The 24,876-nt window shown below is 68.2% G+C and carries 19 protein-coding genes and 1 tRNA gene; 6 read left to right on the top strand and 14 right to left on the bottom strand.

What is annotated here, in order from left to right:
• Nucleotides 1-31: 31 nt before the first annotated feature.
• The 3 genes from P9K36_RS12385 (at nt 32) to P9K36_RS12375 (ending at nt 3,499) form a co-directional block, all read left to right on the top strand.
• On the top strand, nt 32-1,702 hold the full coding sequence (locus P9K36_RS12385; RefSeq protein ID WP_043346231.1) for a thiamine pyrophosphate-binding protein: 1,671 nt from the start codon (nt 32-34) through the stop codon (nt 1,700-1,702).
• Nucleotides 1,703-1,763: 61 nt separating this feature from the next.
• Nucleotides 1,764-3,341 (top strand): aldehyde dehydrogenase (NADP(+)), encoded by a 1,578-nt coding sequence (locus tag P9K36_RS12380; protein WP_111473930.1) that lies wholly within the window; start codon nt 1,764-1,766, stop codon nt 3,339-3,341.
• 83 nt (nt 3,342-3,424) lie between these two features.
• Nucleotides 3,425-3,499, top strand: a tRNA-Gln gene (locus P9K36_RS12375).
• 869 nt (nt 3,500-4,368) lie between these two features.
• On the opposite strand, the gene P9K36_RS12370 is transcribed toward P9K36_RS12375, so the two are convergent.
• From P9K36_RS12370 to P9K36_RS12350, 5 genes are all read right to left on the bottom strand, one after another.
• Nucleotides 4,369-5,534, bottom strand: a protein-coding gene (locus tag P9K36_RS12370) for an IS3 family transposase (protein WP_089231777.1) whose coding sequence is annotated in 2 segments (ribosomal slippage) — nt 4,369-5,270 and nt 5,270-5,534 — 1,167 coding nt in all. Because the reading frame shifts where the segments join, the coding sequence is not laid out codon by codon here.
• Nucleotides 5,509-6,219, bottom strand: coding sequence for an AraC family ligand binding domain-containing protein (locus P9K36_RS12365; RefSeq protein ID WP_278307124.1), 711 nt, complete (start codon nt 6,217-6,219; stop codon nt 5,509-5,511). Before P9K36_RS12365 ends, P9K36_RS12370 begins: the two co-directional genes overlap by 26 nt.
• Complete coding sequence (locus P9K36_RS12360) at nt 6,191-7,093, bottom strand: alpha/beta hydrolase (RefSeq protein ID WP_043757307.1); 903 nt, start codon at nt 7,091-7,093, stop codon at nt 6,191-6,193. Before P9K36_RS12360 ends, P9K36_RS12365 begins: the two co-directional genes overlap by 29 nt.
• A gap of 593 nt (nt 7,094-7,686) precedes the next feature.
• The gene (locus tag P9K36_RS12355) at nt 7,687-9,378 is read right to left on the bottom strand and encodes a methyl-accepting chemotaxis protein (protein ID WP_278307123.1); all 1,692 of its coding nucleotides are present in this window, start codon (nt 9,376-9,378) and stop codon (nt 7,687-7,689) included.
• Nucleotides 9,379-10,102: 724 nt separating this feature from the next.
• The gene (locus P9K36_RS12350) at nt 10,103-12,265 is read right to left on the bottom strand and encodes an EAL domain-containing protein (protein WP_278307122.1); all 2,163 of its coding nucleotides are present in this window, start codon (nt 12,263-12,265) and stop codon (nt 10,103-10,105) included.
• A gap of 1,204 nt (nt 12,266-13,469) precedes the next feature.
• Here P9K36_RS12350 and P9K36_RS12345 point away from each other — a divergent pair.
• Nucleotides 13,470-14,933, top strand: coding sequence for a methyl-accepting chemotaxis protein (locus P9K36_RS12345; RefSeq protein ID WP_053608518.1), 1,464 nt, complete (start codon nt 13,470-13,472; stop codon nt 14,931-14,933).
• 801 nt (nt 14,934-15,734) lie between these two features.
• A complete protein-coding gene (locus P9K36_RS12340; RefSeq protein WP_278307282.1) occupies nt 15,735-16,004 on the top strand; it encodes a hypothetical protein in 270 nt (89 codons plus the stop codon).
• A gap of 336 nt (nt 16,005-16,340) precedes the next feature.
• On the opposite strand, the gene P9K36_RS12335 is transcribed toward P9K36_RS12340, so the two are convergent.
• The 8 genes from P9K36_RS12335 to P9K36_RS12300 all read right to left on the bottom strand — a co-directional run bounded on the left by P9K36_RS12335 (nt 16,341) and on the right by P9K36_RS12300 (nt 21,765).
• Nucleotides 16,341-17,981 (bottom strand): Ig-like domain-containing protein, encoded by a 1,641-nt coding sequence (locus tag P9K36_RS12335; protein WP_278307121.1) that lies wholly within the window; start codon nt 17,979-17,981, stop codon nt 16,341-16,343.
• 102 nt (nt 17,982-18,083) lie between these two features.
• Nucleotides 18,084-18,563 (bottom strand): YidB family protein, encoded by a 480-nt coding sequence (locus P9K36_RS12330; RefSeq protein WP_043346035.1) that lies wholly within the window; start codon nt 18,561-18,563, stop codon nt 18,084-18,086.
• 177 nt (nt 18,564-18,740) lie between these two features.
• Nucleotides 18,741-19,124: a CsbD family protein gene (locus P9K36_RS12325; protein WP_053608516.1), complete on the bottom strand. Its 384-nt coding sequence runs from the start codon at nt 19,122-19,124 to the stop codon at nt 18,741-18,743.
• A 73-nt stretch (nt 19,125-19,197) separates the two neighbouring features.
• Entirely contained in the window at nt 19,198-19,401 is a 204-nt protein-coding gene (locus tag P9K36_RS12320; protein ID WP_043346039.1) for a CsbD family protein, read from the bottom strand.
• A gap of 82 nt (nt 19,402-19,483) precedes the next feature.
• Complete coding sequence (locus P9K36_RS12315) at nt 19,484-20,407, bottom strand: hypothetical protein (protein ID WP_043346041.1); 924 nt, start codon at nt 20,405-20,407, stop codon at nt 19,484-19,486.
• Between the two features lie 46 nt (nt 20,408-20,453).
• Entirely contained in the window at nt 20,454-20,960 is a 507-nt protein-coding gene (locus P9K36_RS12310; RefSeq protein WP_043346042.1) for a CsbD family protein, read from the bottom strand.
• Between the two features lie 67 nt (nt 20,961-21,027).
• Entirely contained in the window at nt 21,028-21,201 is a 174-nt protein-coding gene (locus P9K36_RS12305) for a CsbD family protein (protein ID WP_075380195.1), read from the bottom strand.
• 93 nt (nt 21,202-21,294) lie between these two features.
• Nucleotides 21,295-21,765, bottom strand: a complete 471-nt coding sequence (locus P9K36_RS12300) for a hypothetical protein (RefSeq protein ID WP_278307120.1) — start codon at nt 21,763-21,765, stop codon at nt 21,295-21,297.
• A gap of 211 nt (nt 21,766-21,976) precedes the next feature.
• On the opposite strand from P9K36_RS12300, the gene P9K36_RS12295 reads away from it, so the two are divergent.
• Nucleotides 21,977-22,297 carry a hypothetical protein gene (locus P9K36_RS12295; protein ID WP_139231553.1) on the top strand — a complete coding sequence of 107 codons (321 nt, stop codon included), beginning with the start codon at nt 21,977-21,979 and terminating at the stop codon, nt 22,295-22,297.
• A 540-nt stretch (nt 22,298-22,837) separates the two neighbouring features.
• Here P9K36_RS12295 and P9K36_RS12290 read toward each other — a convergent pair.
• A complete protein-coding gene (locus P9K36_RS12290) occupies nt 22,838-24,790 on the bottom strand; it encodes a YgiQ family radical SAM protein (RefSeq protein ID WP_043757291.1) in 1,953 nt (650 codons plus the stop codon).
• Nucleotides 24,791-24,876: the final 86 nt, after the last annotated feature.

Below are 24,876 nucleotides of genomic sequence, written 5' to 3'. Positions count from 1 at the left end.
GGATGCGGCCCGAGGGCCAGGGAGGAACGGCTTGAGCGGATTGCCCCCACGCACCGGCGCGCAGGTGCTCGTCGACCAGCTCCGCGCCCAGAGCGTCGAGCGCGTGACCTGCGTCCCCGGGGAGAGCTACCTCGCGGTGCTCGACGCCCTGCGCGACAGCGGCATCGACGTGCTGGTCTGCCGGCAGGAGGGCGGCGCGGCGATCATGGCCGAGGCCGCGGGCAAGCTCACCGGCCGCCCCGGCATCTGCTTCGTCACCCGGGGGCCGGGCGCCACCAACGCCTCCGCGGGCGTGCACATCGCCCGCCAGGATTCAACGCCGATGATCCTGTTCGTCGGCCAGATCGCCCGGCGGATGCGGGACCGCGAGGCCTTCCAGGAGGTCGATTACCGGCAGATGTTCGGCGGGCTCGCCAAATGGACGGTGGAGATCGACGACGCGGCGCGCATTCCGGAGATCCTCGCCCGGGCGTTCCGGGTGGCGATGCAGGGCCGTCCCGGTCCCGTCGTGGTGGCCCTGCCGGAAGACATGCTCGACGACGTCGTGGCGGTGTCCGACGCGCCGCGCGTCGTCCCGGCCGCCCCGGCCCCGTCCGGGGACGATGTGGAGCGTCTGCGGGCGATGCTGGCGGAGGCGCAGCGGCCGATGGTGCTGCTCGGCGGCTCCCGCTGGACGCAGGGCGCCGTCGCCACCCTGGCCGCCTGGGCCGCGCGCCACGACCTGCCGGTGGCGGTCTCGTTCCGGCGGGCGCAGCTCTTTCCCGCCGACCATCCGAACTTCGCGGGCGAGCTCGGGATCGGGCCGAACCCGGCGCTGCTGGCCCGGATCCGGGAGGCCGACCTGCTGCTGATGGTGGGCGGACGCCTGTCCGAGATGCCGGCGCAATCCTACGGCCTCCTCGGCATCCCCAATCCCGGGTTGCCCCTGGTCCACGTCCATGCCGACGCGGCGGAGCTCGGGCGGGTCTATCAGCCGGTGCTGGCGATCGAGGCGGCGCCCGAGACCTTCTGCGCCGCCCTGCCGGATTTCACGCCGACCGGGAGCGGTCGCGCCGCCGAGGCCCATGCCGCCTACCGCGCGTGGTCCGAGACGCCGGAGCCGAAGCCCGGCGCGTTCCAGTACGGGGAAGCGATCACGTGGCTGCGGGAGCGGCTGCCGCGGGACGCGGTGATCTGCAACGGCGCCGGCAATTTCGCCACCTGGGTCCACCGCTACTACCGGTTCCGCGCCTTCGGCACGCAGCTCGCGCCGACCTCGGGCTCCATGGGCTACGGCCTGCCCGCCGCCGTGATGGCGAAGCGCAGCCGCCCGGAGCGGATCGTCGTGGCGCTCGCGGGCGACGGCGACGTGATGATGACCGTTCAGGAATTCGCCACCGCCGTGCAGTACGGGATCGCCGTCGTGGTGGTCGTGCTCGACAACGGCATGTACGGCACGATCCGGATGCACCAGGAACGCGAATATCCCGGCCGCGTCTCGGCGACCGAGCTGCGCAACCCCGACTTCGCGGCGCTCGCCCGCGCCTGCGGCGGCCATGGCGAGCGCGTGGAATGCACCGCGGACTTCGCGCCCGCCTTCGAGCGCAGCCTCGCCTCCGGCCTGCCGGCGATGATCCATTGCCGCGTCGATCCCGAGGCGCTCACCCCGACCATGACCCTCGCGGCCATCCGCGAGAAGGCCCTGGCGGCGCAGCGGGGCTGACCGCCCGTCACGCGTCCGTCCCGGTGCGGCCCGCCCGCACCCCTACGAAGAGGAGCAGCTCATGACCCTGCGCGGCGAGAACCTGATCGGCGCCGAGGCACGGCGCGGCACCGAGGCGGCCGTCCGGGCCGTCGCGGCGGCCACCGGCGAATCCCTGGAGCCGGATTTCCCCGGCGCGAGCCTCGGCGATCTCGACCGGGCCTGCGCCCTGGCGGAGGCCGCCTTCGACACCTACCGGGAGACCGATCCGGAGACGCGGGCCGGCTTCCTGGAGGCGATCGCCGCCAACATCCTGGAGACCGGCGACGCCCTCGTCACCCGCTGCATGGAAGAGACGGGGTTGCCCCGGCCGCGGATCGAGGGCGAGCGCGCCCGGACGGTGGGCCAGCTGCGCCTGTTCGCTGACGTGGTCCGCGAGGGCAGTTCCGTCGCAGTGCGGATCGATCCGGCCCTGCCGGACCGCAAGCCGCTGCCCCGGCCGGACCTGCGCCTGCGCCGGATCGCCGTCGGCCCGGTGGCGGTATTCGGCGCCTCGAACTTTCCGCTCGCCTTCTCGGTGGCGGGCGGCGACACCGCCTCGGCCCTGGCGGCGGGCTGCCCGGTGGTGGTCAAGGCGCACCCGGCCCATCCCGGCACCTCGGAACTGGTCGGCCGCGCCATCCAGAAGGCGGTGGCGTCCTGCGGCCTGCCCGAGGGGACCTTCTCGCTGCTGTTCGATGCCGGCCAGTCGATCGGGCAGGGGCTGGTGGCCGATCCCCGGATTGCCGCCGTGGGCTTCACGGGCTCCCGTCGGGGCGGCACGGCCCTGATGGCGATCGCGGCCGCCCGCCCGGTGCCGATCCCGGTCTATGCCGAGATGAGCAGCATCAATCCGGTGCTGCTGTTCCCGGGCGCGCTGGCCGCGCGGGGCGCCGAGATCGGCCAAGCCTTCGCGGCGTCGCTGACGCTGGGTGCCGGACAGTTCTGCACCAATCCGGGCCTGATCCTGGCGCTGCCCGGCCCGGGCCTCGACGCCTTCCTGGAAGCGGCCGGCGCGGCCCTGCGCGACAGCCCCGCCGCGACCATGCTGACGCCCGGCATCCAGCGCGCCTACCGGGAGGCCGTCGCGCGGATGGCCGGGCACGCCGCCGTCACCCGCATCGCCGAGGGTGCGGAGGGCAGGGTGACCCAGGGCCGGGCCAGCCTGTTCGCCACGGACTCGGACGTGTTCCTGGCGGATCCCGCGCTGCAGGAGGAGATGTTCGGGGCCTCGGGCCTCGTGGTGCGCTGCGCGGATCTCGCGGCGATGCGGGCGGTGCTGGAGCATCTGGAAGGCCAGCTCACGGCGGCGCTGCACCTCGCGCCGGAGGATCACGCGGCGGCGCGGGACCTGCTGCCGCTCCTGGAGCGCCGCGTCGGCCGCATCCTGGTCAACGGCTTCGGGACCGGGGTCGAGGTGGCGCACGCGATGGTGCATGGCGGCCCCTATCCGGCGACCTCGGACGGGCGCACGACTTCGGTGGGCAGCCTCGCCATCGACCGGTTCCTGCGGCCGGTGAGCTACCAGGACGTTCCCGACGCGCTGTTGCCGGCAGCGCTTCAGGCCGCCAATCCGCTGGGCCTGCCCCGCCGGATCGACGGCGTCCCCGAGCGCCGGTAAGCCGCTGCGGGCGGGGGGTTAGACGGCCGCGATCCACCGCTTGCCAGGGGCGGGCGCGGCGTCTAGACAGCCTCCGCTCACCTTGGGGCGTCGCCAAGTGGTAAGGCAGCGGTTTTTGGTACCGCCATTCCCAGGTTCGAATCCTGGCGCCCCAGCCAATTTTTCCAAGCAAAACAGCACCTTCGGGACCGGGACATAACCGCCCCCCCGAAACAGAAGGTGTTTTTCCGGCGCACAAGGGTCGGCACAAACCCGAATGGCCGAGCGATTCCCGGCGCCGGTGACCTGTGCCGTAAGTCCGAGGTGACGGACGAGGAGATCAAGCAGGCCACCGAAGCCGACCTTAAGGACGAGACCGCGAAGCCCTCGCCTTCAAGTCGGGTCACACCGTCGATATGGCCAAGGCAATCGAGACTCACCCACAGGCAAAGACACTGCTCGCGGACAAGGCAACCATCCCCGGCTTGCGCCGCACGATGGTGATGACCGCCCTGATCAGGGGCTTCCCGGACTAGGGATGATTCACAACGACGCCCGCCCGATCAGGGAGGCGGTCGATGCGCTCCGGGCCGCCGCGCCGTCCTCGCGCCGATCGGCGAGGAACTGGAACGCCGGCAGATTGGCGACCTCACCTTGTCGGATTCGGAGTTGTGGCGCTCCGCCGCCAGCCGCGGACGGGTCGAGGACAGCACTTCGCTACAGCCAGGCCCATCCAGAAGGCCCCTGCACCTCGAGGCGCCAGGCCACGTCAGAACATCCACCCGCACGTTCTAACAGTCTGGGGACTGACCTGATCGGCTTTTGCGTCGCGTGGCTGCGTTCGACCCAACGCGGCCGTTCACGCGCGGACCCCGGAAGCGGACGTATGGTCCGCCGCGACACTGGCAGTGTTGCGCCCGATCCAGCCAATCAGGCCGCTTTGGCATCTTCTCCAGAACAGACAATCAAGCTGTCCAGCGCCACGACAGGCCCTGGGCCGCCGAGATCTATCCGTGATCGGCCCCCACGAGGTGGTCCAAGGTCAAAGTTAGTGCAGGGTTGGTCGCTGGACCACGGCGAGCTTGGCCGGTGCAGCCGGCCTAGCGGCTATAGCTGGCACGAACACCTCTGGCGCTGGCGGCCGGTAGCCCAATGCGCCATGCGGCCGAACCGTATTGTAGTGCCGTCGCCAGCCCTCGATCATGATCTGCGCCTCCTTGAGCGTGTAAAAAATCTCGCCATTCAGCAGCTCGTTGCGTATCTGTGCGTTGAAGCTCTCGACATATCCGTTCTCCCACGGCGAACCAGGGGTGATGTAGGCCGTCCTTGCGCCAACGGCCGCAATCCAGGACTGCACCGACTTGGCGATGAACTCCGGACCATTGTCTGACCGAATGTGCGCCGGCACGCCGCGCAGGATGAACAGGTCGGACAGCACATCGATCACGTCGGCCGCCTTGAGCTTGCGATCCACTCGGATGGCCAGGCACTCGCGGCTGAACTCGTCGAGGACGTTGAGCATCCGGAACTTGCGCCCGTCGTGGGTGCGCGTCTCGACGAAGTCGTAGGACCAGACGTGATTGCGGTGCTCCGGGCGCAGCCGGATACAGGAACCATCCCCGTCCCACAGCCGTGCGCGCTTGGGCTGGCGGGCCGGGACCTTCAGCCCCTCCTGCCGCCATAGGCGCTCGACCCGCTTGTCGTTGACCAGCCAGCCGTCCGCCCGCAGTAGGGCGGCGACCTTCCGATAGCCGTAGCGCCCGTAGCTACGGGCAAATTCGATCAGCTCGGCGACGAGCGCCGCCTCGTCATCTTTGCCCCGCGGCGCCTTGCGCTGTGTCGAGCGATGCTGCCCGAGTGCCTTGCAGGCCCGACGCTCGGAGACCTTCAGCACGGTCCGGACATGCTCGATGCAGGCGCGTCGGCGCGCGGGGCTGGTCAGTTTCCCCGGGCGGCTTCCTGCAGGATCAGCTTGTCCAGGGTGAGATCGGCGATGGCTTTTCTGAGCCGCTGGTTCTCCGTCTCCAGATCCTTCATCCGCCGGACCTGATCCGACTTCAGGCCGCCGTACTCACGCCGCCAGCGGTAGTAGGTCACCTCACTCACGCCGATCGCGCGGATCGCCTCCGCCACGCTCTGGCCTTGCCCGACCAGCACGTCCGCCTGCCGCAGCTTGGCGACGATCTCCTCAGGCTTGGGTCGCTTCCTCGACATCGATCCGTCCTCCAGGCTCAAAGCCATACCAAAGGGCGGACCACTTCATTGGGGGCGGATCAGCTTGCTGACGCCACGTCGAGAGAGGGCAGCCGAGTTCATGAAGAGCGAGACGTCCCAGGGTCCGAACTGACGCGCCGGAGTGTCGGGCCAATTCATCGATCCGGTGTTCCTCTCCAGGCCGGGCCAGTATGCAGGCACAGACGCGCGCTAAGCGGGGGTCTGTGGGCATTGGGAGGGAGATCCCGTCCGGGTCGAGGTCGGCGAGTTCATCGACCAGCACGGCGGTGAGGCGGCCGTGACGCTCTCCATCGCTTGCCGCGCACGGATCCAGCATGCGCAGGATCAGCTCCCGCACCAGCGTCGGGACCGCGAAGCCACGAGGCACATCGCCCAAGAGCTGCTGCGCGCAGGCCGGTGCGATGTCGAGCGTCCTGAGCGACACGCCTCCCCGTGCTCGGAGCGCATGCGTCAGGCGCGGTGGGATCCAGAGGGCGCGTTGCGGCGGAACGAGCCATAGGCGGTGAGCCGCCTGGATCTGCATGACACCGGCCGTAGCATGGATAAGCTGCCCGTCGACATGGCAATGCTCACCGACGACAGAGCCATCCGCGTAGTCGCGCGCGATGGCGTGGAGGCACCCTGGTGCCGGCTCGTCACGCGCGGCCATCGACGAGGTGAGCACGGAACCAGTCACGAGCGGCGGTGCTGGTTTGCGCGAAGTGCCGGACATAGGGATCGAAATGGCCTCCGGCGATCAACATCAACTGTTTGGGGGGCAGTGCCTGCTGGTACGCTTCCAGACAGAGGTCCGTGGCCGTCAACAGGTCGTGGTCGGCCACGATCATGAGGAGCGGGGTCGGACTGATGCGCGCGATATGGATGGCTGGTTCGTTCTCGCGCGCCAGCTCGGCACTCCGGAGAGTGAGCGCATTGCGCCAAGCCGGGGCGAAATCCTGGGTCTGGGTGAAGAAGGCGAAGGCGTCGCTGCCGCCCATTGCACAGCTCTCACGCGGATCATCGGAGACAGCCGGGAAGGTCACCGGCTCCTCACCTCTGAAGCGTGCGGCACGATCGGCGTCCAGACGAGACAGCAACGCTGGCACCAAATCGGCGCGTATGCGCCGTAGTGCCGAGCGGTAGCCACTGATGGTCGGCACTTGGCTGACGATACAGCGGACACGCCGATCTAGGGCAGCAACCTCCAGCACATGGCCGCCGCTGTAACTCGTTCCCCAAAGGCCGATGCGGGCAGGATCGATCCAGGACACGGTCTGAGCGAAGCTGATCGCATCGCGATAGCCACGTCTTTGCAGGACGGGATCCGCTTCCTGCCTGGGCCAGCCATCACTGGCACCGAAATTGGCGTGATCGTAGACCAGCACACCGAGGCCGGCCGCGGCGAGAACCTCCGCGTAGCGGTCAAGGTATTGCTCCTTCACCGCGGACAGGCCGTGCGCCATGACAATGCAGGGACGGCTCCGTGCTTCGCCCTCTGGCGCGTAGAGCCAGCCGCGTAAGACACGGCCTTCGGACTGGAAGTCGACATCGCGACGCATGTGGGATCTCCGCCTGAGCGAGGATCATCTATGCCAACTTGTCGGATGGTCGGCGTCGTCGGATCGGTCAAAGAAAGTGCCGTATCGGCCAATTTCAAGCTGGACCTGTCGTAGCAACGAATGTCCGCTATCAGGCTCGACAAAAATTGTCCTGAGCGTCTCAGTTGGGTTGGAAGCAGGATGACCGCTCCGGGTGGAATTGCGAAAGTCCGCTTTCAAATGGCAAATCTGTCAAAACAGACACGCCTGGCGCCGTGCGCCCTTGTGAGCACGATCCCGTGAAACAGATTGTCAGGACTTTAATGATCTCGATTTCATGCGGCCTTCTGGTGGTAGCCGCAGTCCTGGCATTTTTCATTTATCTATTCCCGATGTATCTTCCGTCTGGAAGAATAAATTCTTGCAGTCCGGGCGTTTTTACTATTCATCCTTGCGGACCGGATGATCAATGATGACTCGGCTGAAGTGAGGCCTCTCGCGAAATGTCTGGGCCAGGTGTTTTTCTGCCCGTCCGCTTCCGCTCGAAGATGAGACGGAAGCGGACGTTCAAGGATTCGGTCGGCCTCTTACGTGCTCGCGACGAGAGGCTCGTCTCAGGCGGCACGCACGGTTGCGAGGAAGCGGCTGACCTCGGCGCCAAGATACTCGGATTGCCGCGACAGCTCCGAGGCCGCCGACAGGACCTGCGAGGCCGCCGCCCCCGTCTCCTCCGACGCCTGCGCTACGCCGGCGATGTTGCCCGTCACCTCGTTGGTGCCGGTCGAGGCCTGCGCGACGTTGCGCACGATCTCCTGGGTCGCCGCACCCTGCTCCTCGACGGCGGCGGCGATCGAGGTGGCGACGCCGCTGATCTCGCGGATCCGCCCGGTGATGCCCGCGATCGACGTGACCGCCTGGCCGGTCGAAGCCTGGATCTGGGCGATATGCCCCGAGATCTCGTGCGTGGCCCTGGCGGTCTGCTCGGCCAGCGCCTTCACCTCGGAGGCGACCACCGCGAAGCCCTTACCCGCAGCCCCGGCCCGCGCCGCCTCGATGGTGGCGTTGAGGGCGAGAAGATTGGTCTGGCCGGCGATGTTCGAGATCAGGCCGACGACGTCGCCGATGCGGGAGACGGCGGCGCTGAGTTCCTGGACGCGCAGGCCGGTCTGATCGGCCTCGCTCACCGCGAGATGGGCGAGGCTGGCCGACCCCTGCACCTGGCGGGCGATCTCCTGCACCGACGATCCGAGTTCCTCGGCCGCCGCCGCCACCGTGCTGACGTTGGAGGCGGCCTCCTCGGCCGCCGCCGCCACGGTCGTCGACTGGCTGGCGGTCTCGGTGGCCGTGGCGGTCATCGCCTGCGCGGTCGCCTGCAGCTCGGTCGCGGAGGACGACACCGTGCCGATGATCCCGCCCACCGCGGCCTCGAAGCCGTCGGCCATCTGCCGCATGCCGGCCTTGCGCTGCTCTTCGGCGGCCAGGCGCGCCTGCGCGGTCTCCTCTTCGAGCCGGCGCGTGTGGATCAGGTTGTCCTTGAACACCTGAACGGCCGCCGCCATCGCGCCGATCTCGTCGCGGCGCGCGCGGTGGGGAACCGCGCCGCTCGTATCGCCCGCGGCGAGGATCGTCATCGTGCCGGTCATCGCCTGGATCGGGCGGGACACGCGCAGCAGCACGAAGGCGGTCGCGCCGCAGGCCGCCAGCACGCTCAGCACAATCGAGAGATAAGCCGTCACGGTCGCGGAATCCGTCGCCGCCATGGCGCTGTCCGCATCCGCGCGCGCGCCGCGCTCGTTCAGGGCGACATCCTTGACCAGGGTGTCGCGCGCGGCGTTGTAGAGGTCGATGTTGGCCGGGTCGGCCATGAGCCGGGCACCGTCGGCGCTCTGGCCCGCCTCCGCCAGGCGCGCCGCCTCGCGGCCGACGGTCTGGTAGCGCTCCCAGGTGGCGCCGAACGCGTCGTAGAGAGCCCGCTCCTCGGCGGACGAGATCAGGGGCTCGTAGGTCGTCCGGGCGGCCGCGAGCGCCACGACGGCCTCATCGATCTGCCGCGCGTTCTCGGCCCGCTGCTCGGGGCTGCCGGACAGGGTCAGAGTCCGCAACTGCTTGATGCGCACGTCCGCGGCCGCGGCGCGGATGTTGGTGATCGCCACGACGGAGGGGAGCCAATTCGTGGCGACGCCCGTGACGTTGGCCCGGATGCCCGAGAGCGTCAGAGTCGTGAGGACGGCTTGGCCGGCGCACAGGAGCGCGAGGAGGCCGAAGGCGGCGAGGAGTGACGCTTTGACTGTCAGGTGAAGGCGCATGATCCGGTCCTGGACGGGGCACCCCGCACGGCCGCCCAGCGCCTGCCGGAGTGGAGGCGGTGACGCGGCCACACGGGCAAGATGGGGGAGCCTGGATCGGCTTCCCGCCCTCACAGGCAGCCCACCAAGCAACCTGCTCTTCGCCGGGAGAGCCTTAATATTTATATTCGAACCGGCTATAGGTTGCTTCTTCGGCGATCAACCAATGGTGATTGACCCCGTCAATGTCCTGCACTCAGATCTTATTAGATCTATCAGAAGTTGTTACCCTTGGAGGCGCGAATCGACGCGCAACCGTCATCCGATCAGCGCTCGTGCGCGTTCAGGGGATGAAGCTGCACCTTAGCGTCGAAGCAGTCGGTCATGTGCCGGCATCAAGCGTCCGCTTGAGGAGTGCCTGACCGGCAGCTTGAATGCCTCCACTGGGCCGGAAGCGGGAAGGCCTCTCAGGATGGGTTCGGGACGATCCGCTCCCCGTTCTGTCTGGGGCGTAAGCGGACGCCCTTCAGACGTGCGCGGTTTATCGCGTCGGCCGAACGGCAGCGCGGGCGGTTGCACGGAAGCGTGCAACCGCGTCACCGACAGACTTGGACCGGCGCGACAGCACCGAGTCTGCCGACAGGATGGCCTGCCGCCGGCCTCGTTTCTTCCGACGCCTGCGCGCCGTCAGCGATGGTGTGGAGCGCAGCATCCCTGCCGGGTGAGGCCTGCGCGACGCAAGGCATCAACGGGCAGTCAATGCGGCCGGCATGTCTTCCCTGATCCTCAGCCCGAACCGATTGGCAAAGATGTCAGCCGGCATCGGCTTGCCGAACAGGTAACCCTGTCCCTCTTGGCAGCCCTTCGTCCGCAGGCGCGTGTACTCCGCCTCGGTCTCGATTCCTTCGGCGATCACGTCCAGCTTGAAGCCGTGGCCAAGCTGCAGGATCGCCCGCACGATCGTCATGTCCTGATGCGATGCCAGCTTTCCCGTGACGAATGAGCGGTCGATTTTTAAGCGTGTCAGCGGGAAGCGCTTCAGCAGGCTGAGGGAGGCGTAGCCGGTGCCGTAATCGTCAAAGGCGATGCCGACCCCGACCTTGCGGAGGTTGCGCAGCGCGACGACCAGTTGCGCGTCGTGGCGCAGCACGATGTTCTCTGTAATTTCCAGTTCGAGACCGTCTGCCTGCAGTCCGCTTTCGGCCAGAGCAACTTGAACCGTCTCGGCGAGGTCCCCGCGCTGCACCTGGGCACTGCATAGGTTCACGCCGATCCGGAAGCGTGCGGCGCCCGCTGCGCGCCACGCCACGGCCTGTCGGCAAGCGGTGCGCAGCACCCAGTCACCGACTTGTGCGGCGTAGCGACTCTTGTCCAACACGTCCAGAAACGCCCCGGGCGCGAGGAGGCCGCGCTCGGGATGCTGCCAGCGGATCAGCGCCTCGGCGCCGGTCAGTGCTCCGTCCCGCATGCGTACCTGCGGCTGATAGAACAGCACGAACTCGTCATTCTCCACGGCACGGCCGAGCTCGTCCCGCAGCGTACGCGTGCGCTGGGCCCGCTCTCGGAGCATGGGGGCGAACAACCTGTAGCAATGTCGCCCCTCGCTCTTGGCTTGGTACAAAGCAAGATCCGCACAGGAGAGAAGGTCGTCGGCATTCTCGCCATGGGCGGGCGCGAGGGCGATGCCGACGCTCGTACCGACCCGGAGGGTCTGCCCCGCGTGCTCGAACGGCTCCGCGACCGCCGTGATGATCGCTTCGGCGACCGCGGCCGCACGCAGAGGATCCCCGATGTCAGGCATGATGAGCACGAACTCGTCACCGCCCAGCCGGGAGACCGTGTCGATGGGGCGCACGCAGGCCAGCAAGCGTGCAGCCATCGCCTTGAGGGCGGCGTCGCCCGTGGCATGCCCGTGGCTGTCGTTGATCTCCTTGAAGCCGTCGAGGTCGAACATCAGCACGGAGACGGCCCGCATGGCCGTGACGATCTCGGTCAACCGCTCGCGCAGCACGGCCCGGTTGGGCAGTTCGGTCAGGGGATCCAGATGGGCGAGGCGGAACAGGCGCTCCTCGTTGGCGCGCCGCTCGCGAATGTCGCGGATGATCGCGCCGAAAGCGGGTTGTCCCTGCTCCTCCCAGCGCGACAGCGACAGCTCGATCGGGAATTCCGTCCCGTCGCGGTGCCGCGCGGGCAACTCGACGGTCTTGCCGAGGAGACGGGGTTCACCGCCGGCGGCGATCCGGTGCAGACCGCCGTCATGGCCCCTGCGCATGCGCTCGGGCACGACCAGATCGATCGATTGCCCGACCGCCTCGGTGGCACAGTAGCCGAACAAGCCTTCGGCGGCATCGTTCCAGAAGGTGATATGGCCCGCAGCGTCCGCGCAGACGATGCCGCTCGGCGAGGTGGATGCAATCTGGAGGAAGCGCGCGTGACTTGCCCGCTCGGCAACCTGCAGCCGTCGCAGTTCCATGCGGTCGAGGGCGAGGTCCGCCAGATTCCGCAGGATCGTCTGATCCGCGGCGGAGAAGCCGTGATGTGGCCGCGTATCGACGAGACACAATGTGCCGACGGCGTGGCCCGACGGTGCGACGAGCGGGATCCCGGCGTAGAAGCGAATATATGGCGGTCCAACAACCAGAGGATTGTCGCAAAAGCGTGGGTCGAGGGTGGCATCGAGGACAACGAGAGTGTCGCGCTGCGCGATGGTATGGGAGCAGAACGCGACCTCCCGGTCCGTCTCACACAGGTCAAGGCCGACCTTGGCGTGAAAGATCTGCCGGCTGCGGTCGACCAGTGAAACAAAGGCGGTAGGGACGTCGAACAGGCGGGTGGCCAAGCTGACGATCTGCGTGAAGGCAGGTGCCGGCACCGTATCGACGAGATCATACGCGGCGAGTGCTGCCACGCGGTCGTCTTCTTCGATGAGGACAGGTGGCCTCATAATGGTTTCCGAGTGTGTGTTCGTCTGTTTCTAATTTAAAATTGTTAAAAAAATACCTAAGGTAGGCAGCGCCGCGAGTGTCGCGGACGCTGTAGCGGTCGCAGAATTGCCTCCAGGACTTTTGCATCAATCGGTATAAAGCTTGAATTTTTCAGAAATAGGTCAATTTTGATTCAACAAGCTGGCGAATGATCTAATGCATGTTAGGTCATGACCCCTTCAGTGAATCATTTCGACGATGGCAATCGGCGCTTGCGAGCCGCCGAAACCTCGCTCCACGGTGCATCGGATACCTCCCGAGAGGATAGAATCCGCACGCCGTTTCGTAGCCCTTCCTCCATCAGTCTGCCGGAGTTGTCGGTGGTCTAGCGGGGCGTCTGCTTGCGGAAACGACAGGGAGCCGTCGGGGCGGCCGGGTTGGGTCGGACACGGGAGGGCCGCTCAGGGTGATTTCTGCCGGTCCGGTTCTGAGCGCGAAGGCATCGAAGCGGATGTTGCCGCTCGCCCACTAAAAGCCTGCCCCGATGATCAGAAGATCAGATTACGGACAGCCCGATCCCGACTGTGCTCGATCGAGACTGAGGCTGACTTCCGAAATACCAGAGAAGCAACGGAGAGAGTTGACAGGCCTGTTTGACCCAACCCGATCACGGAAATTTGAACCACACTACTTGTAGTAGACTTGGTAAACACCCAAGAGGTCCAAGAATATAGTTTTATAAAGGCTTTATATAAGATTTTGGGGCGATAGGGGCGAAAGAATCTCTACGACCCATACATGAAAGAGAATGACGCAGGCTCGGCCGATTTTTGACCCGCCCGGACGACTCATTCGATCGAGAGGCGCAAACAGCATCCTCGTCGGCGGCTTCATCCTTCTCTGTGGGCTCGGCCCTGCCACCCTGTCGCTCAGCCCGCGGCACGATGAGCCTGTCGCGGTCTTACGCCTCAGCCCTGATGAACTGACGCCTGCGGCGATCGCTGGTGTCGACGTTCGGATTCTGTGGATGTCGCCGCGCGGGCACATCCTGATCCTCAGCTCTGCCCCACCGAATCTTGTGTGGGCGCTCTACCGAGAGGGCGCGACCCTTGTTGTTGCAGCTACCGCGGTGAGCGGCTGCTTGCCCAGGGCCTCTGCGTCATCATCCACGATTGGAACTCACCAGCTATGACGCCTGTCAGTAACCTCGCGGCGCTGCGCCACGCCTTCATGCCTGTGATGCTTGGGGGGCTGGGCCTGCTCTATATCGTGGCCGTCCTCACGGCCTGGGCCACGGACGCCAATCTTGCTGCTGCGGCTGCTTTTGGAGGCGCACTGATCGTCGTTGTCGGACTGGTCGCACGCGTCAATGGCCCAGCGGCGATCACACGCCAGCTCTCTTCCGCTGCAGCCATGTCGCTCGTTGGCTTGGTGGTGTTCGGCACGGCAGGAACGCATCTGCAAATCGACATGCACATGCTGTTCTTCGCCGCTCTCGCCGTCGTGGCCGGCTGGTGTTGCTGGAGCGCCATCCTTGCAGCCACGGGTGTGGTCGCTATCCATCATCTCGCTCTGAACGTGCTCTATCCGGCAGCCGTATTTCCGGACGGCGCTGATTACACCCGCGTCGTCATCCACGCCGTGATCCTTCTTGTCGAGGCCGGCGCGCTCATGCTGGCGGTCAATCAATTGGCGAAGGCGATGACGGCATCCGAGCATGCCACGGCGGAAGCCACGCGCAACGCTGAACTCACCCGGAAACTTGCTGAGGCGCAGGCTGTCGAGAACGAACTCAAGTTGCGCCGGGTGAGCGTGCTGGCCGTGATGATGACGGAGTTCGAGCACAACGTCTCCGCCCTTGTTCAGGGGCTGGCAGGCGCGGCCACCGAAATGGAGGCCACCGCGAACGCTATGGCGGTTACGGCTGCCGAAACCACAGAGCAGACTGTGGCCGCCGCCGGCTCGGCGCTCCAGACGTCGGTCAACGTCCAAACAGTCGCCGCAGCCAGCGAGGAGATGTCCGCGTCCGTGCAGGAGATCGTCCAGCAGGTCGGCCATTCAGCCGGTGTCGCCTATCAGGGCGTCGACAAGGCGAAGCAAACGGACCTTACAGTTCAGAAGCTTACCGTCAGCGCCGAGCGCATCAGCTCAGTCGTGTCGGTAATCTCCAACATCGCGTCGCAGACCAATCTGCTGGCGCTCAACGCCACGATCGAGGCGGCGCGCGCTGGCGAGGCTGGGAAAGGCTTCGCCGTCGTCGCCGCCGAGGTAAAGCACTTGGCTGGTCAGACCACGAAAGCAACGGGTGAGATCGGTGAGCAGGTCGCCGAGATCCAAGCCGTGACGCATCAAGCGGTCTTGGACATCCAGGACCTGGAACGCGTCATCGGCGAGATCTCAGACACATCCATTGGGATCGCAGCAGCAATGGAGCAGCAGGGCGCCACGACGCAGGAGATCGCGCGGAATGTGGCTCATGCCGCGCAGGGGACGAGCCTCGTGACGGCGGCCATGACCAACGTGCGCGAGGGTGCAGGCCAGACGAGCGCCGCGGCAACTCAGGTGCTCGGTGCGGCCCGGGAGCTTGCACATCATGCGGAGAACCTGACGCAGGAAGTCTCGCGCTTCCTGGCAGGCGTGAAGGCCGCCTGATCTGCGCTCACTGATGGTGTCCGATGTCTCGCGCTGTTTGTTTCGAGACGACAAGTTGAAGTCGGCTCCCACCCCGAGCCGAAATTGCCGGACGGCCGACGAAGGGCTGCTTACGGGAAGGGCGCATGGCGCTCGATCGGCGACGGGTTTTCGCTCTTGGAGGAACGTGAGCGGGACTTCGGCGCCTTCGCACGCCTGCAGGCACTGGCGGCCACGAAGGATTTCGCGGCGGGGCACGACAGCGAACGCGATGCACGCCTGAAACGCGAAGGCTTCAGCCTGACGGAGCGCGGAACCATCCGGCGGTGCGTCGAGAACGGTTCTCTGCGTGATCTCGGGCGCTCGGACGAGACCGGTCGGCAGCGCATCCACGCCGTGGCTCTGCGGTATGGCGACCAACGCGGGGGAGGGCGCGAACGGCTTCGAGCTCCGGCACACCCCCTGCTCGGCCGACCAGATCTCCGTCGTCCTCCGTCAGGTCGTCCGGAGCCGCCGGAGGATCAGGTCGGGCGGCCGGCCCATGTCGGCAGGCCAGGCCGGTCGCGTCACGAAGACCTGACGCGGCGAACGCCCAGGACAGGAGCAACCCTCTCTTCCATCGACGGCTCGCCTCCGTTCAAGCAATGTTCATTTTCGTCATCGCGGAGCATCGACGCGAACGGATCGTCATTCTGTAGTATGCCTCGGAAATTCAAGTGGTGAAATTCATGGAAATTTGCACCACGGCATCTTCATGACGCGCTCTGAATACCTAAATCGTCGCTGCGGCCACGGAGATGCCGCGGAGGGAAGATTATCATGATGAAGCGTGTCGCTGTGGCCGCTGTGGCGGCGAGTGCCCTTCTGGCCGCCGGTCAGGCGGCCGAGGCGAAGGGCTGCATCAAGGGTGCCATCGTCGGCGGCATCGCCGGCCACTATGCCGGGCACGGCGTCCTCGGCGCCGTCGGTGGCTGCGCCGCCGGCCGCGCCTTGGCCAACCGTCGGGCCGAGCGCCAGCGGGCAGCCCCGTCCGTGAATACCGGCGGCCCGGTGCGCCCTTCTCAGGGCGCCGGCGGCTACGTCAGCTACTGAACCGCAAGCGGCGCCGCGCCAGCGCGCGGCGCCGCAGAGGCGCGGCCCTGCTCTGCGACACGCAGGCGGCTGGGGCATCGCCAAGACGCGTCCTTCGCACGCGCCCGGACCGTCGAACCCGACAGCGAGGCGCCTGGAGCCGGCACGGAGTGCTCGGCAGCGCCTGTCGATGCCATCCGGCCCTGTCACGTCGCACAGGTCTGGTTGGTCGCTGTATCGGACCGGCCTGGCGGCGTCATAGCCGTCCCGAACCGAGGTTGACCCGCCGCCCAGACGAACCCGGACAACCCCGCCCACGCGGCGAAACCAGTCTTCGCAGCGTGGGAGATGACCCAGTCAGTCGCGCTTGCCGGTCTGGCCGGCGTCGACGACGTCCTTGTCCGGGAGCACGAGGACCTGTCCGGGATAGATGAGGTCCGGATCGCGGACTTGGTCCTGGTTGGCGTCGAAGATCAGCGTGTAGCGTTCGCCCTCGCCGTAGGTCCGGCGGCTGATCGTCCAAAGATTGTCGCCGCGCACGATGCGGGCTGTCTCGATCCGGGGGACGTAGACTTCGGCCGAGTCCGCCATGGCCCCGGACGGAACGTCAGCCGCCAAGCTGCCGGTGCCGGTGGGTCGCGCCGGGTCCGCGCGCAGCGCCGCGGCATCTCCGGGGGGCCCTCGCTCCGACGGGTTTGGCACGGTGGTCTGCGGAACTCCGCCCTGTTGGGTCGCCGCGTATTCCACCCCCTCGTCGTGGCCGGCACCGGGCGCCGTGAACGGCACCTCTGCCCGATCCCGGACCTTGCCCGTCACGGGATCGACCAGATCGAGCCGGACCCTGTATTTGCCGGGCTTCACGCCCTGGCCGATGGTGAATGTCACGGTGCCGTCGCGGCCCACCGTTGCCGGGGCGACCGGCGAATCGTTCAGGTAGAGCCGCAGGCTGGCCCCGGGGGCTGCCCGTCCGGTGACGAAGAGCTTGCCTCCGTCCTGGGCATCGATGCTGACGACCTTGGGCGATGCCGTCGTCGCGTCGGCGACGGGCTTCTCGGCCGGGCGAGCCCCTCGGGGTGTGGGATCGGTCGGCGACGTCGCCCCGCCTGCTCGGCGCGCGCCGGTCCCGATACCCGTCGTCGGGATGCCGGCATCGGCGCCCGGCTCGTCTCGCCCGGCGTTCGGCGCATCCCGACCCGGCACCGTCGTGGGAGCCGGGTTACCCGGGGCCGGGCCATCCGGCCGGGACAGGACCTGGGTCGGCGCGTCGGGCGACGACAGGGCGACGAGGGGTCTGGCATCCCGGGCCGGCGCGACCACCACCGCGACGCGGGTCGACGACCGTTGCGTGTCGCCCTTCGCATCCGTCGCACGCAGCCCGATCTCGCTGCTCCCGGCCGGGAGGGGCGGTGGCGTGAGGGTGAAGTGCCCTCCGGCATCGGCCTGCGCGCGCGCCACGGGTTGGCCATCGACGAGCACCTCGACGGACGCGTTCGGCGCCGCCCGTCCGGCGATCACGGCGTCGCCGTTCGGCTCGACGCGCACGACGTCGAACCCCGGCGCGGCCGATGCCGACGGGCGCGAAGGCGGACGGTTGGCCGGTGGGCCGGGCTCTTCGCGCGTCCGCGCCGACTGGGTCGTCCTCTCGTCCGCTTGGCTCGGCGTGCGGGCGGTCCCGGTGTCGGACGGCGGCAGGGCGGCGAGCGGCTGACCCGCGCCGTCCGGCGCGCGAGACACGACCCCGAAGGTCGCGTCATGGCGCTCGTAGACGAGCCCGGCCAGCCCCGTCAGGATCAACAGGCACACGAGCCCGATAGCCAGCCCCCGCCTGCCGCCGGTCGTGCGGGGGGCCGGCACGGGAGCCGCAACCGGGACCGGGACCGCGGTCCGTTGCATGAGGCGTGTCCGCGGGCGCCGGCCGAGCAGGGCCACGACCACCCCGAGGCCGGCAAGCGCGGCGATGAGCGCCGTGATGAGGATGCGACGCAGGGCGGTGATCATGGCGTGACGGTTCCCCCGCATCGTGCAAGCTGCCGCCTGATGCCGGCCCTGGTCGGCTGCCCGACCGCCCCATGGGACGACCGGGACGTTCGGGTCCCGCTGTCAGGCGAAGCGGCGGCCGTCCGTCGCGTAGCGGTCGATGGCCGACGGCAGTTCGCGCGACAGGCGCGATAGGATCTCCGAGCGGCTCAGGCCGGTCTGCTGGGTGAGGTGCTCCAGGGTCAGCGGGCCGATGGCGCGCTCCAGGTCCGGCTCGGCGATGTCGCGGTTGGCGCCCTGATTGACCCAGGACTTCGCGGTCTCGCCGTGGCCACCCTTGGTGAAGTGCTCGACGAGCTCGGCCAACCCGCTGGCCAGCAGGCCGCCGACCCCGGCCGAGCCGACCCCGCCGAGCACGCGCTCGAGGTTGGAGGGAGCCGCGGACCCGGTCGCCGGGGAGGTCCGCGCCACCGGCGGCACGACCGACCCGTGGGCGTCCCGGGCGGGAGTGCCGAGCCACTCCGCGATCTTGTCCCTGTTCTGGTAGCCCGCCACCGCGAGCAGGCCCAGCAGGGCGGTCATCGAGGGGTATCCCTTGCTCATGTCGCGTCCTTTCCGTGATGGATCGGCAGAAATCGCCGGGCTTGGCGGTCAGTAGCCGCGACGTGGCGGCGTGGTCGCCCGGCCGGTGACGCGGCGCGTGACGAAGGCGATCACGCGGGGCAGCAGGAAGGCAGTCAGAAGCTTGCGGATCATCGGGATCTCCAGGTTGGCGCGGTGTCAGCGCGAGGAACGAGCGAGCCAGCCGAGCGCGAAGGCCACGCCGACGAAGGCGAGCAGCGTCGTGGTGCGGTTAGCATCGGCATAGCGGATCGCGCGGCGGCCGTGGGTCTGCACCCGGCGGCGGGCCTCCTGGGCGACATGGCGGCCGTCCTCGACGAGGTCGTCGGCGCGCTCCCAGACCTCGTGAGCGAGGTGACGGCCGTCCTCGGCGAGGTCCTCGGCCCGGTCGCGGGCGCGGCCGTAGGCGTATTGTGCGCCGCCGGCCACTTGATTGGCGGCGCCGCGCACTTGGCGGATCGGATCACCGGTCAGGCCGCCGACGGCGGTCTGGGCGCGACCCTGGAGGTGACGGGACGCGCCACGAATCTGGTCGCGGTTCATGGTTCACTCCTCTGCTCATCGGACACGGCTCTCTCGGGCGGCGCCGGCCGTACCGGCGCCGCTGGAGTCGCGATCAGTGCTTGCCGGTGACCTTGTCGGCGAGGTTCTTGGCGCCGTCCTTGACGTCGCCCACGGTCTTCTGCGCCTCGCCCTTCAGCTCCTGCGCCTTGCCCTCGGCCACGAGCTTGTCGTTGCCGGTCACGTTGCCGACGCCCTGCTTGACGTTGCCGACGGCCTCGTTGGCCAGACCCTTGAGCTTGTCGGTGGTGCTGCTCATCGTGCGCTCCTGCTTCGCGAGTGAGGCCGGATGCTCCGGCCGGTGAAGACCCCCGCCCGTGGGCGGGGGCCGGTGAAGGGGTTCAGACGCGGCGGGCGTCGTAGGAGGAGAGGAGCGTCGCCGGCTTCGGGGCGCCGAGGCGACCGCCGAAGAAGGCCGCCAGCGCGCCAAGGATCAGGGCGATGGCGGCGTAGAACGCGCCCTGGGTGGCGGCGGACTTCGCCGTGACGGCAGCGGCCTCAGCCTTCTGCTTGGCGGTGGTGACGGCCTGCTCGTACTGCTTCTGGTAGTCGTCGATCTGCGCCTTGGCCTGGTCGGGCGAGATACCCTGGGCCTTGGCCAGCGCGTCGGCGGCGCGGTTCTTGGCCTGCTCCTTCTGGGCGGGGTCACCGGTCAGCACGGCGCGCACCGCCGCCACCGCGGCATCACGAGCCGCCTGCGGGTCCTGGCCGGCGGCCTGCTGGCGGACCTTGTCCTCGATGCCGTCCAGCGGGTTCGAGATCTTCGACAGCGACGGCGCCGCCGCCTGGGCCGCCGTCTGCACGGTGCCGCCCACGAGGTTGCCCGCGCCGCCGAGCGCGCCCGAGACGGTGCTCAGCGTGCCGCCGACCAAGCCGCTGGCGGCCGAGGTCAGCAGGTAGAGCACGACCAGCGTCGTCACCGCCCAGGAGACGAGACCGTGCAGGGCGGCGGCGCCCGGCAGGGGCTTGCCCGAGAGCCGGCCCGCGATCAGGCCGCCGGCCAGCGAGGCGACGATGCCCGAGGCCACGAACCAGATGCCAGCGCCCATCGAGACGGTGGAGGCCGACGGGTTGTCGGCGGCGGTGGTGCCGACGGAGGCCAGGCCCACCCCGACGCCGACGAGGTTCACGATGACCTGGGTCACCAAAGCGGTGACGGCGCCGGCGAAGATGGCCCCCCAGGACACTTGGTTGAGCAGCACGGCACGCGTGTCGGCCTGCGTGGCTGTCGTGGCGAGGGGGGAAGCGGTCGTCTGGATGGTCACTCTTTCACTCCGGGTCTTGGGTCGTTCGAAGTCGTGGGTCGGCGGCTCAGTCGCGGGTGCCCGAGACGAGCAGGCCGAGGCCGAAGCCGACGGCGCCGGCGATCAGCAGGGAGGCGAGGGGGTACTCGGCGACCTGGCCGCTCACACCGCCCTGGCCATGGCGCAGGGCGCGAGCGCCGCGCTCGTAAGCGTCTTCCGCGTAATCGGAGGCGTCGTCGGCGGCGCGGCGCACGGAGCGACGGGCCCGGTCGAAGTGGTCCTCGGCGGCGCCCTGCGCGCGGCGCGCCCGATCCTCGACGTCGTCGGAGCCGACGAGGCCGCCCACGGTCTCGCGAATTCGGCCGCCGATATCGCGGGCGGTGTCGGCGACGTGCTCGGCCGCGTCACGCACGGTGTCCTTGGCCTGGCCGTAGAGGTTCTCGGCCTGGCCGGCCGCCTCGCGGGCGCGCCCCTCGACCGAGTCCCGCCGCGAGCCGGTCAGATCGCCCACCGCGCCCTGCACCTTGCCGCCGATTTCCTTGGCGGCGCCCGTGATCCGATCCGTGTCAACCATGTCGTTCTCCTTGCGTGATGGTGGTGTGGGTCGGCGCCTCCGCGTCGGGGCGCCGGTCGAATTCGCGTCAGTCCCTACCCGGCTTGGCGGGCTGGATCCCGACGGACTTGGCGGCGCGGGCCTCGCGCTTCTGCCGTCGCCCCTCGGCCTCGACCCGGATGTCGCCGGTGAGCTTGCCGAGGGCTTCTTTGACCGAGCCCTTGAGGTGCTCGGCGGAAGTGGAACTCCTGTCTTCGGCCATGGGTGCTCCGTCGTGTTCGAGAAAACCCTGCACCGACGATGAGATGATCGTCCCGTCTCCGTGTTCAATGAGCAAATTATACCGGTACGGTAATCATTTTGCTCCAGAGACTTGCATCGGAAATCCGTTCCCTCGACCCCAGACGACCGCCCCCGACCCTTTGCGGACGCCGATCTTGCGGTGGATCGCGGCGTCGTGATTGCGTGAGAGGTTGAGCGTGCGGGCGTTAGCCGCGTTATTCCGGCCCGCGCAGACGAGGTTCAGGATCTGGCGCTCGCGCACCGTCAGGTTGACGGCGGATATCTTCGCCCGACCGACCTCCCGCCTTCGCAGGTTGGCGAGATTCTCGATGGCGCCACGGTCGCTGCGGTCGCGCAGGCAGAACCGGTCCCGGTACGCGTCCATGGTCGGCCCGAGCTCGTTCAGCCTCTCGGCACCCTGCATCGCCGGGGCGGCCGCGTTGGCACACCACGCGCTGGCCCAGTCGGGCTCGACCAGGATCTCGCCCTCACTCAGGCCGGCGATGATGGGCCGGAGTTCATGCCTGTCGACGTCCGCCGTCACCGCTTCCCAACCCCGTCCCGCGCTCACTGCCCCTTCGGCAGCCGGGCACAAACGGGTTGCGCACAAGCAGGTTCCAAAATTTATGTTATTATCCCGGTACGCACGTATCATTGACGCGGGGATTTGCGACCCAAGATTGATGCTCATCGCGCCTGCGGGACCGCCGGATGGTCCTGGGCGCCGCCCTCAAGACGACGGCGAGCCCACTCGCGTGCCCCATGTCGCCGAACAGTTTCGCTCGCCTGCCGTACACGGTGCCGTGATCTCGCCTGCGCGCGACGAAATCCGGCGAGGTCTGCGGAATTACTACTTAGACGTCGCGCTGCCCGATGAGAAATTCCCGTTGGCGGCCTCTTTCCGGCGCCCCTTGGAGGCGCTGGACACGGCCGAGACGCCGTCGGGCCACGGCTTCGCGGCCGAACTTGTCGCGGGGGTGCCGCATCTGCGTCGGTCTGCGCTGTCGCTGAACCGCGACGCCACCGAGAGCGACGACCTCGTGCAGTACACGTTGCTCAAGGCCCGGGAGCATTGAACCAGCTAGCGGCCCGGCGCTGCCTCGAAGGCGTGGCTTTTCACGATTCTGCGCTACAGGCACCGCGACGACCGGATAAAGTAACGGCGGGAGGTGCCCGACCCGGAGGGTTCGCACGCGGCAGGATTGTCGAGCCTCGCCGATTAGCAGCACCGGCTCACCCTGCAGGACGTCCAGGGGTGCGCGACCGGCTCGAACTGGCCGGGGGAGCTGGCCCTCGTTTTCCGTCTCCAGCGGGGCCGGGATACTCAGGATGAAGGCGCTCGCGTCGGACTTGGCCCTCGCGCCTTCCCGGCCCGCAATCCTGCATCAGGGTCCACGACCCCGAAGCGCAGGTTGACGGCGTCCTTCGTGTCCCTCGGATCGAAGGCGCCCGCGTCGCCACGCGCGACCGCGCAAAGCCATCCGATTCCGAACACGCGCAAGCCGTGGCCATTGGTCCGCGCCCGACATCCATGGATGTCCGCGCTCGATCCATGTGGATGCAGCCTCGGTCGAACGCAGCTCTCGGAACATCCGTCGATCAGCCGCGCGCGGCCATCACTTCCTCACCGGCACGCCCTTCGTGGTGAAACGCGGCGCACCCGGATGGCGCATGGGGCGCGGCTGGCCACCCGCCTTGCCCGCACCGGCGCCCGTTCCCGGCGGCTGCGAGAGCGGAACGAGCTGGTCCGGCCTCGGCCCGATGAGATCCGCGCGACCCATCGCCCGCAGCGCCTCGCGCAGCAGGGGCCAGTTCTCGGGATCGTGGTAGCGCAGGAACGCCTTGTGCAGCCGGCGCTGCCGCATCCCCTTGATCGCGTCGACCGGCTCGCTGCCGCCGCGCCGCACGCCCTGCAACGGGTTGATCTCGGTGTGATACATGGTCGTGGCGGTGGCCATCGGCGAGGGCAGGAACGTCTGGACCTGATCGGCGCGATAGTCGTTCTTCTTGAGCCAGAGGGCGAGGTGCATCATGTCCTCGTCGGTCGTGCCCGGATGCGCCGCGATGAAATACGGGATCAGGTAGTATTTCTTGCCGGCCTGCTTGGCGGCGGCGTCGAACATCTCCTTGAAGCGGTCATACGTGCCGATGCCCGGCTTCATCATCAGGTCGAGGGGGCCGCGCTCGGTGTGCTCGGGCGCGATCTTGAGACGGCCGCCGACGTGATGGGTCACGAGCTCCTTGACGTATTCGGGGCTCCGGACGGCGAGGTCGTAGCGCACGCCGGAGGCGACCATGACCTTCTTGACGCCCTTCACCTCCCGGACCTTGCGGTAGAGCCGGATCAGGTCGTCGTGCGAGGTGTTCAGGTTCGGGCAGATATCCGGAAAGACGCAGGACGGCAGCCGGCACGCCGCCTCGATCTTCGGGTCCTTGCACGCCATCCGGTACATGTTCGCCGTCGGCCCGCCGACATCCGAGATCACCCCCGTGAAGCCCGGCGTCTTGTCGCGGATCTTCTCGATCTCGCGCAGGATCGAGCCCTCCGAGCGGTTCTGGATGACGCGGCCCTCGTGCTCGGTGATGGAGCAGAAGGTGCAGCCGCCGAAGCAGCCGCGCATGATCGTCACCGAGAACTTGATCATGTCCCAGGCGGGGATCTTCGCGTCGCCGTAGGACGGATGGGGGGCGCGGGCGTAGGGCAGGTCGTAGACCGCATCCATCTCCTCGCTGGAGAGCGGGATCGGCGGCGGGTTCAGCCACAGGTCGCGGTCGCCGTGGCGCTGGACGAGCGGGCGGGCGTTGCCGGGGTTGGCCTCCCGGTGCAGCACCCGCGAGGCGCGGGCATAGGCCTCCTTGTCGTCCTTGACCTGCTCGTAGGCGGGGAGCCGGATCACGGTCTCGCCGGGGCGGCGGGCGGCGGCCTCGTCGGTCGAATCGAGATCGTCGGCGGGCAGCTCGGTGTAATGCTCGGGCACGCGGCGGAACAGGGCGACGCCCCGGACGGCGTCGAGTTCCTGCGGCGCCTCGCCGGCCGCGAGACGGTTCGCCACCTCGACGACGGCGCGCTCGGCATTGCCGTAGATGAGCAGATCGGCCTTCGCGTCCGCGAGGATCGAGCGGCGCACCTTGTCGGACCAGTAATCGTAATGGGCGATGCGGCGCAGCGACGCCTCGATACCGCCGAGCACGATCGGCACGTCCTTGTAGGCCTCGCGGCAGCGCTGCGTGTAGACGATGGTCGAGCGGTCCGGCCGCCGGCCGCCTTCGCCGCCGGCCGTATAGGCGTCGTCGTGGCGCAGCCGGCGGTCCGCGGTGTAGCGGTTCACCATCGAGTCGAGATTGCCGCCGGTGACGCCGAAGAACAGCTTCGGCTTGCCCAGAACCTTGAACGGCTCAGCCGACTGCCAGTCCGGCTGGGCGATGATGCCGACCTTGAACCCCTGCGCTTCGAGCAGCCGGCCGATGATGGCCATGCCGAAGCTGGGGTGATCCACATAGGCATCGCCCGTCACCAGCACGATGTCGCAGGCGTCCCATCCGAGCGCCGCCATCTCGGCGCGGCTCATCGGCAGGAACGGCGCCGCCTTTCCGGCGGGCGGCGGTTGGCAGACGATGGGTGCCAAGGGTCGGTTGGCGGGCGCGTGGAGTTCCA

This window comes from Methylobacterium sp. 391_Methyba4 (genome assembly GCF_029691625.1).
Lineage (GTDB): Bacteria > Pseudomonadota > Alphaproteobacteria > Rhizobiales > Beijerinckiaceae > Methylobacterium > Methylobacterium fujisawaense.
The sequence above is the reverse complement of the archived record's forward strand: the minus strand, read 5'-3'. Positions and strand labels throughout refer to the sequence as shown.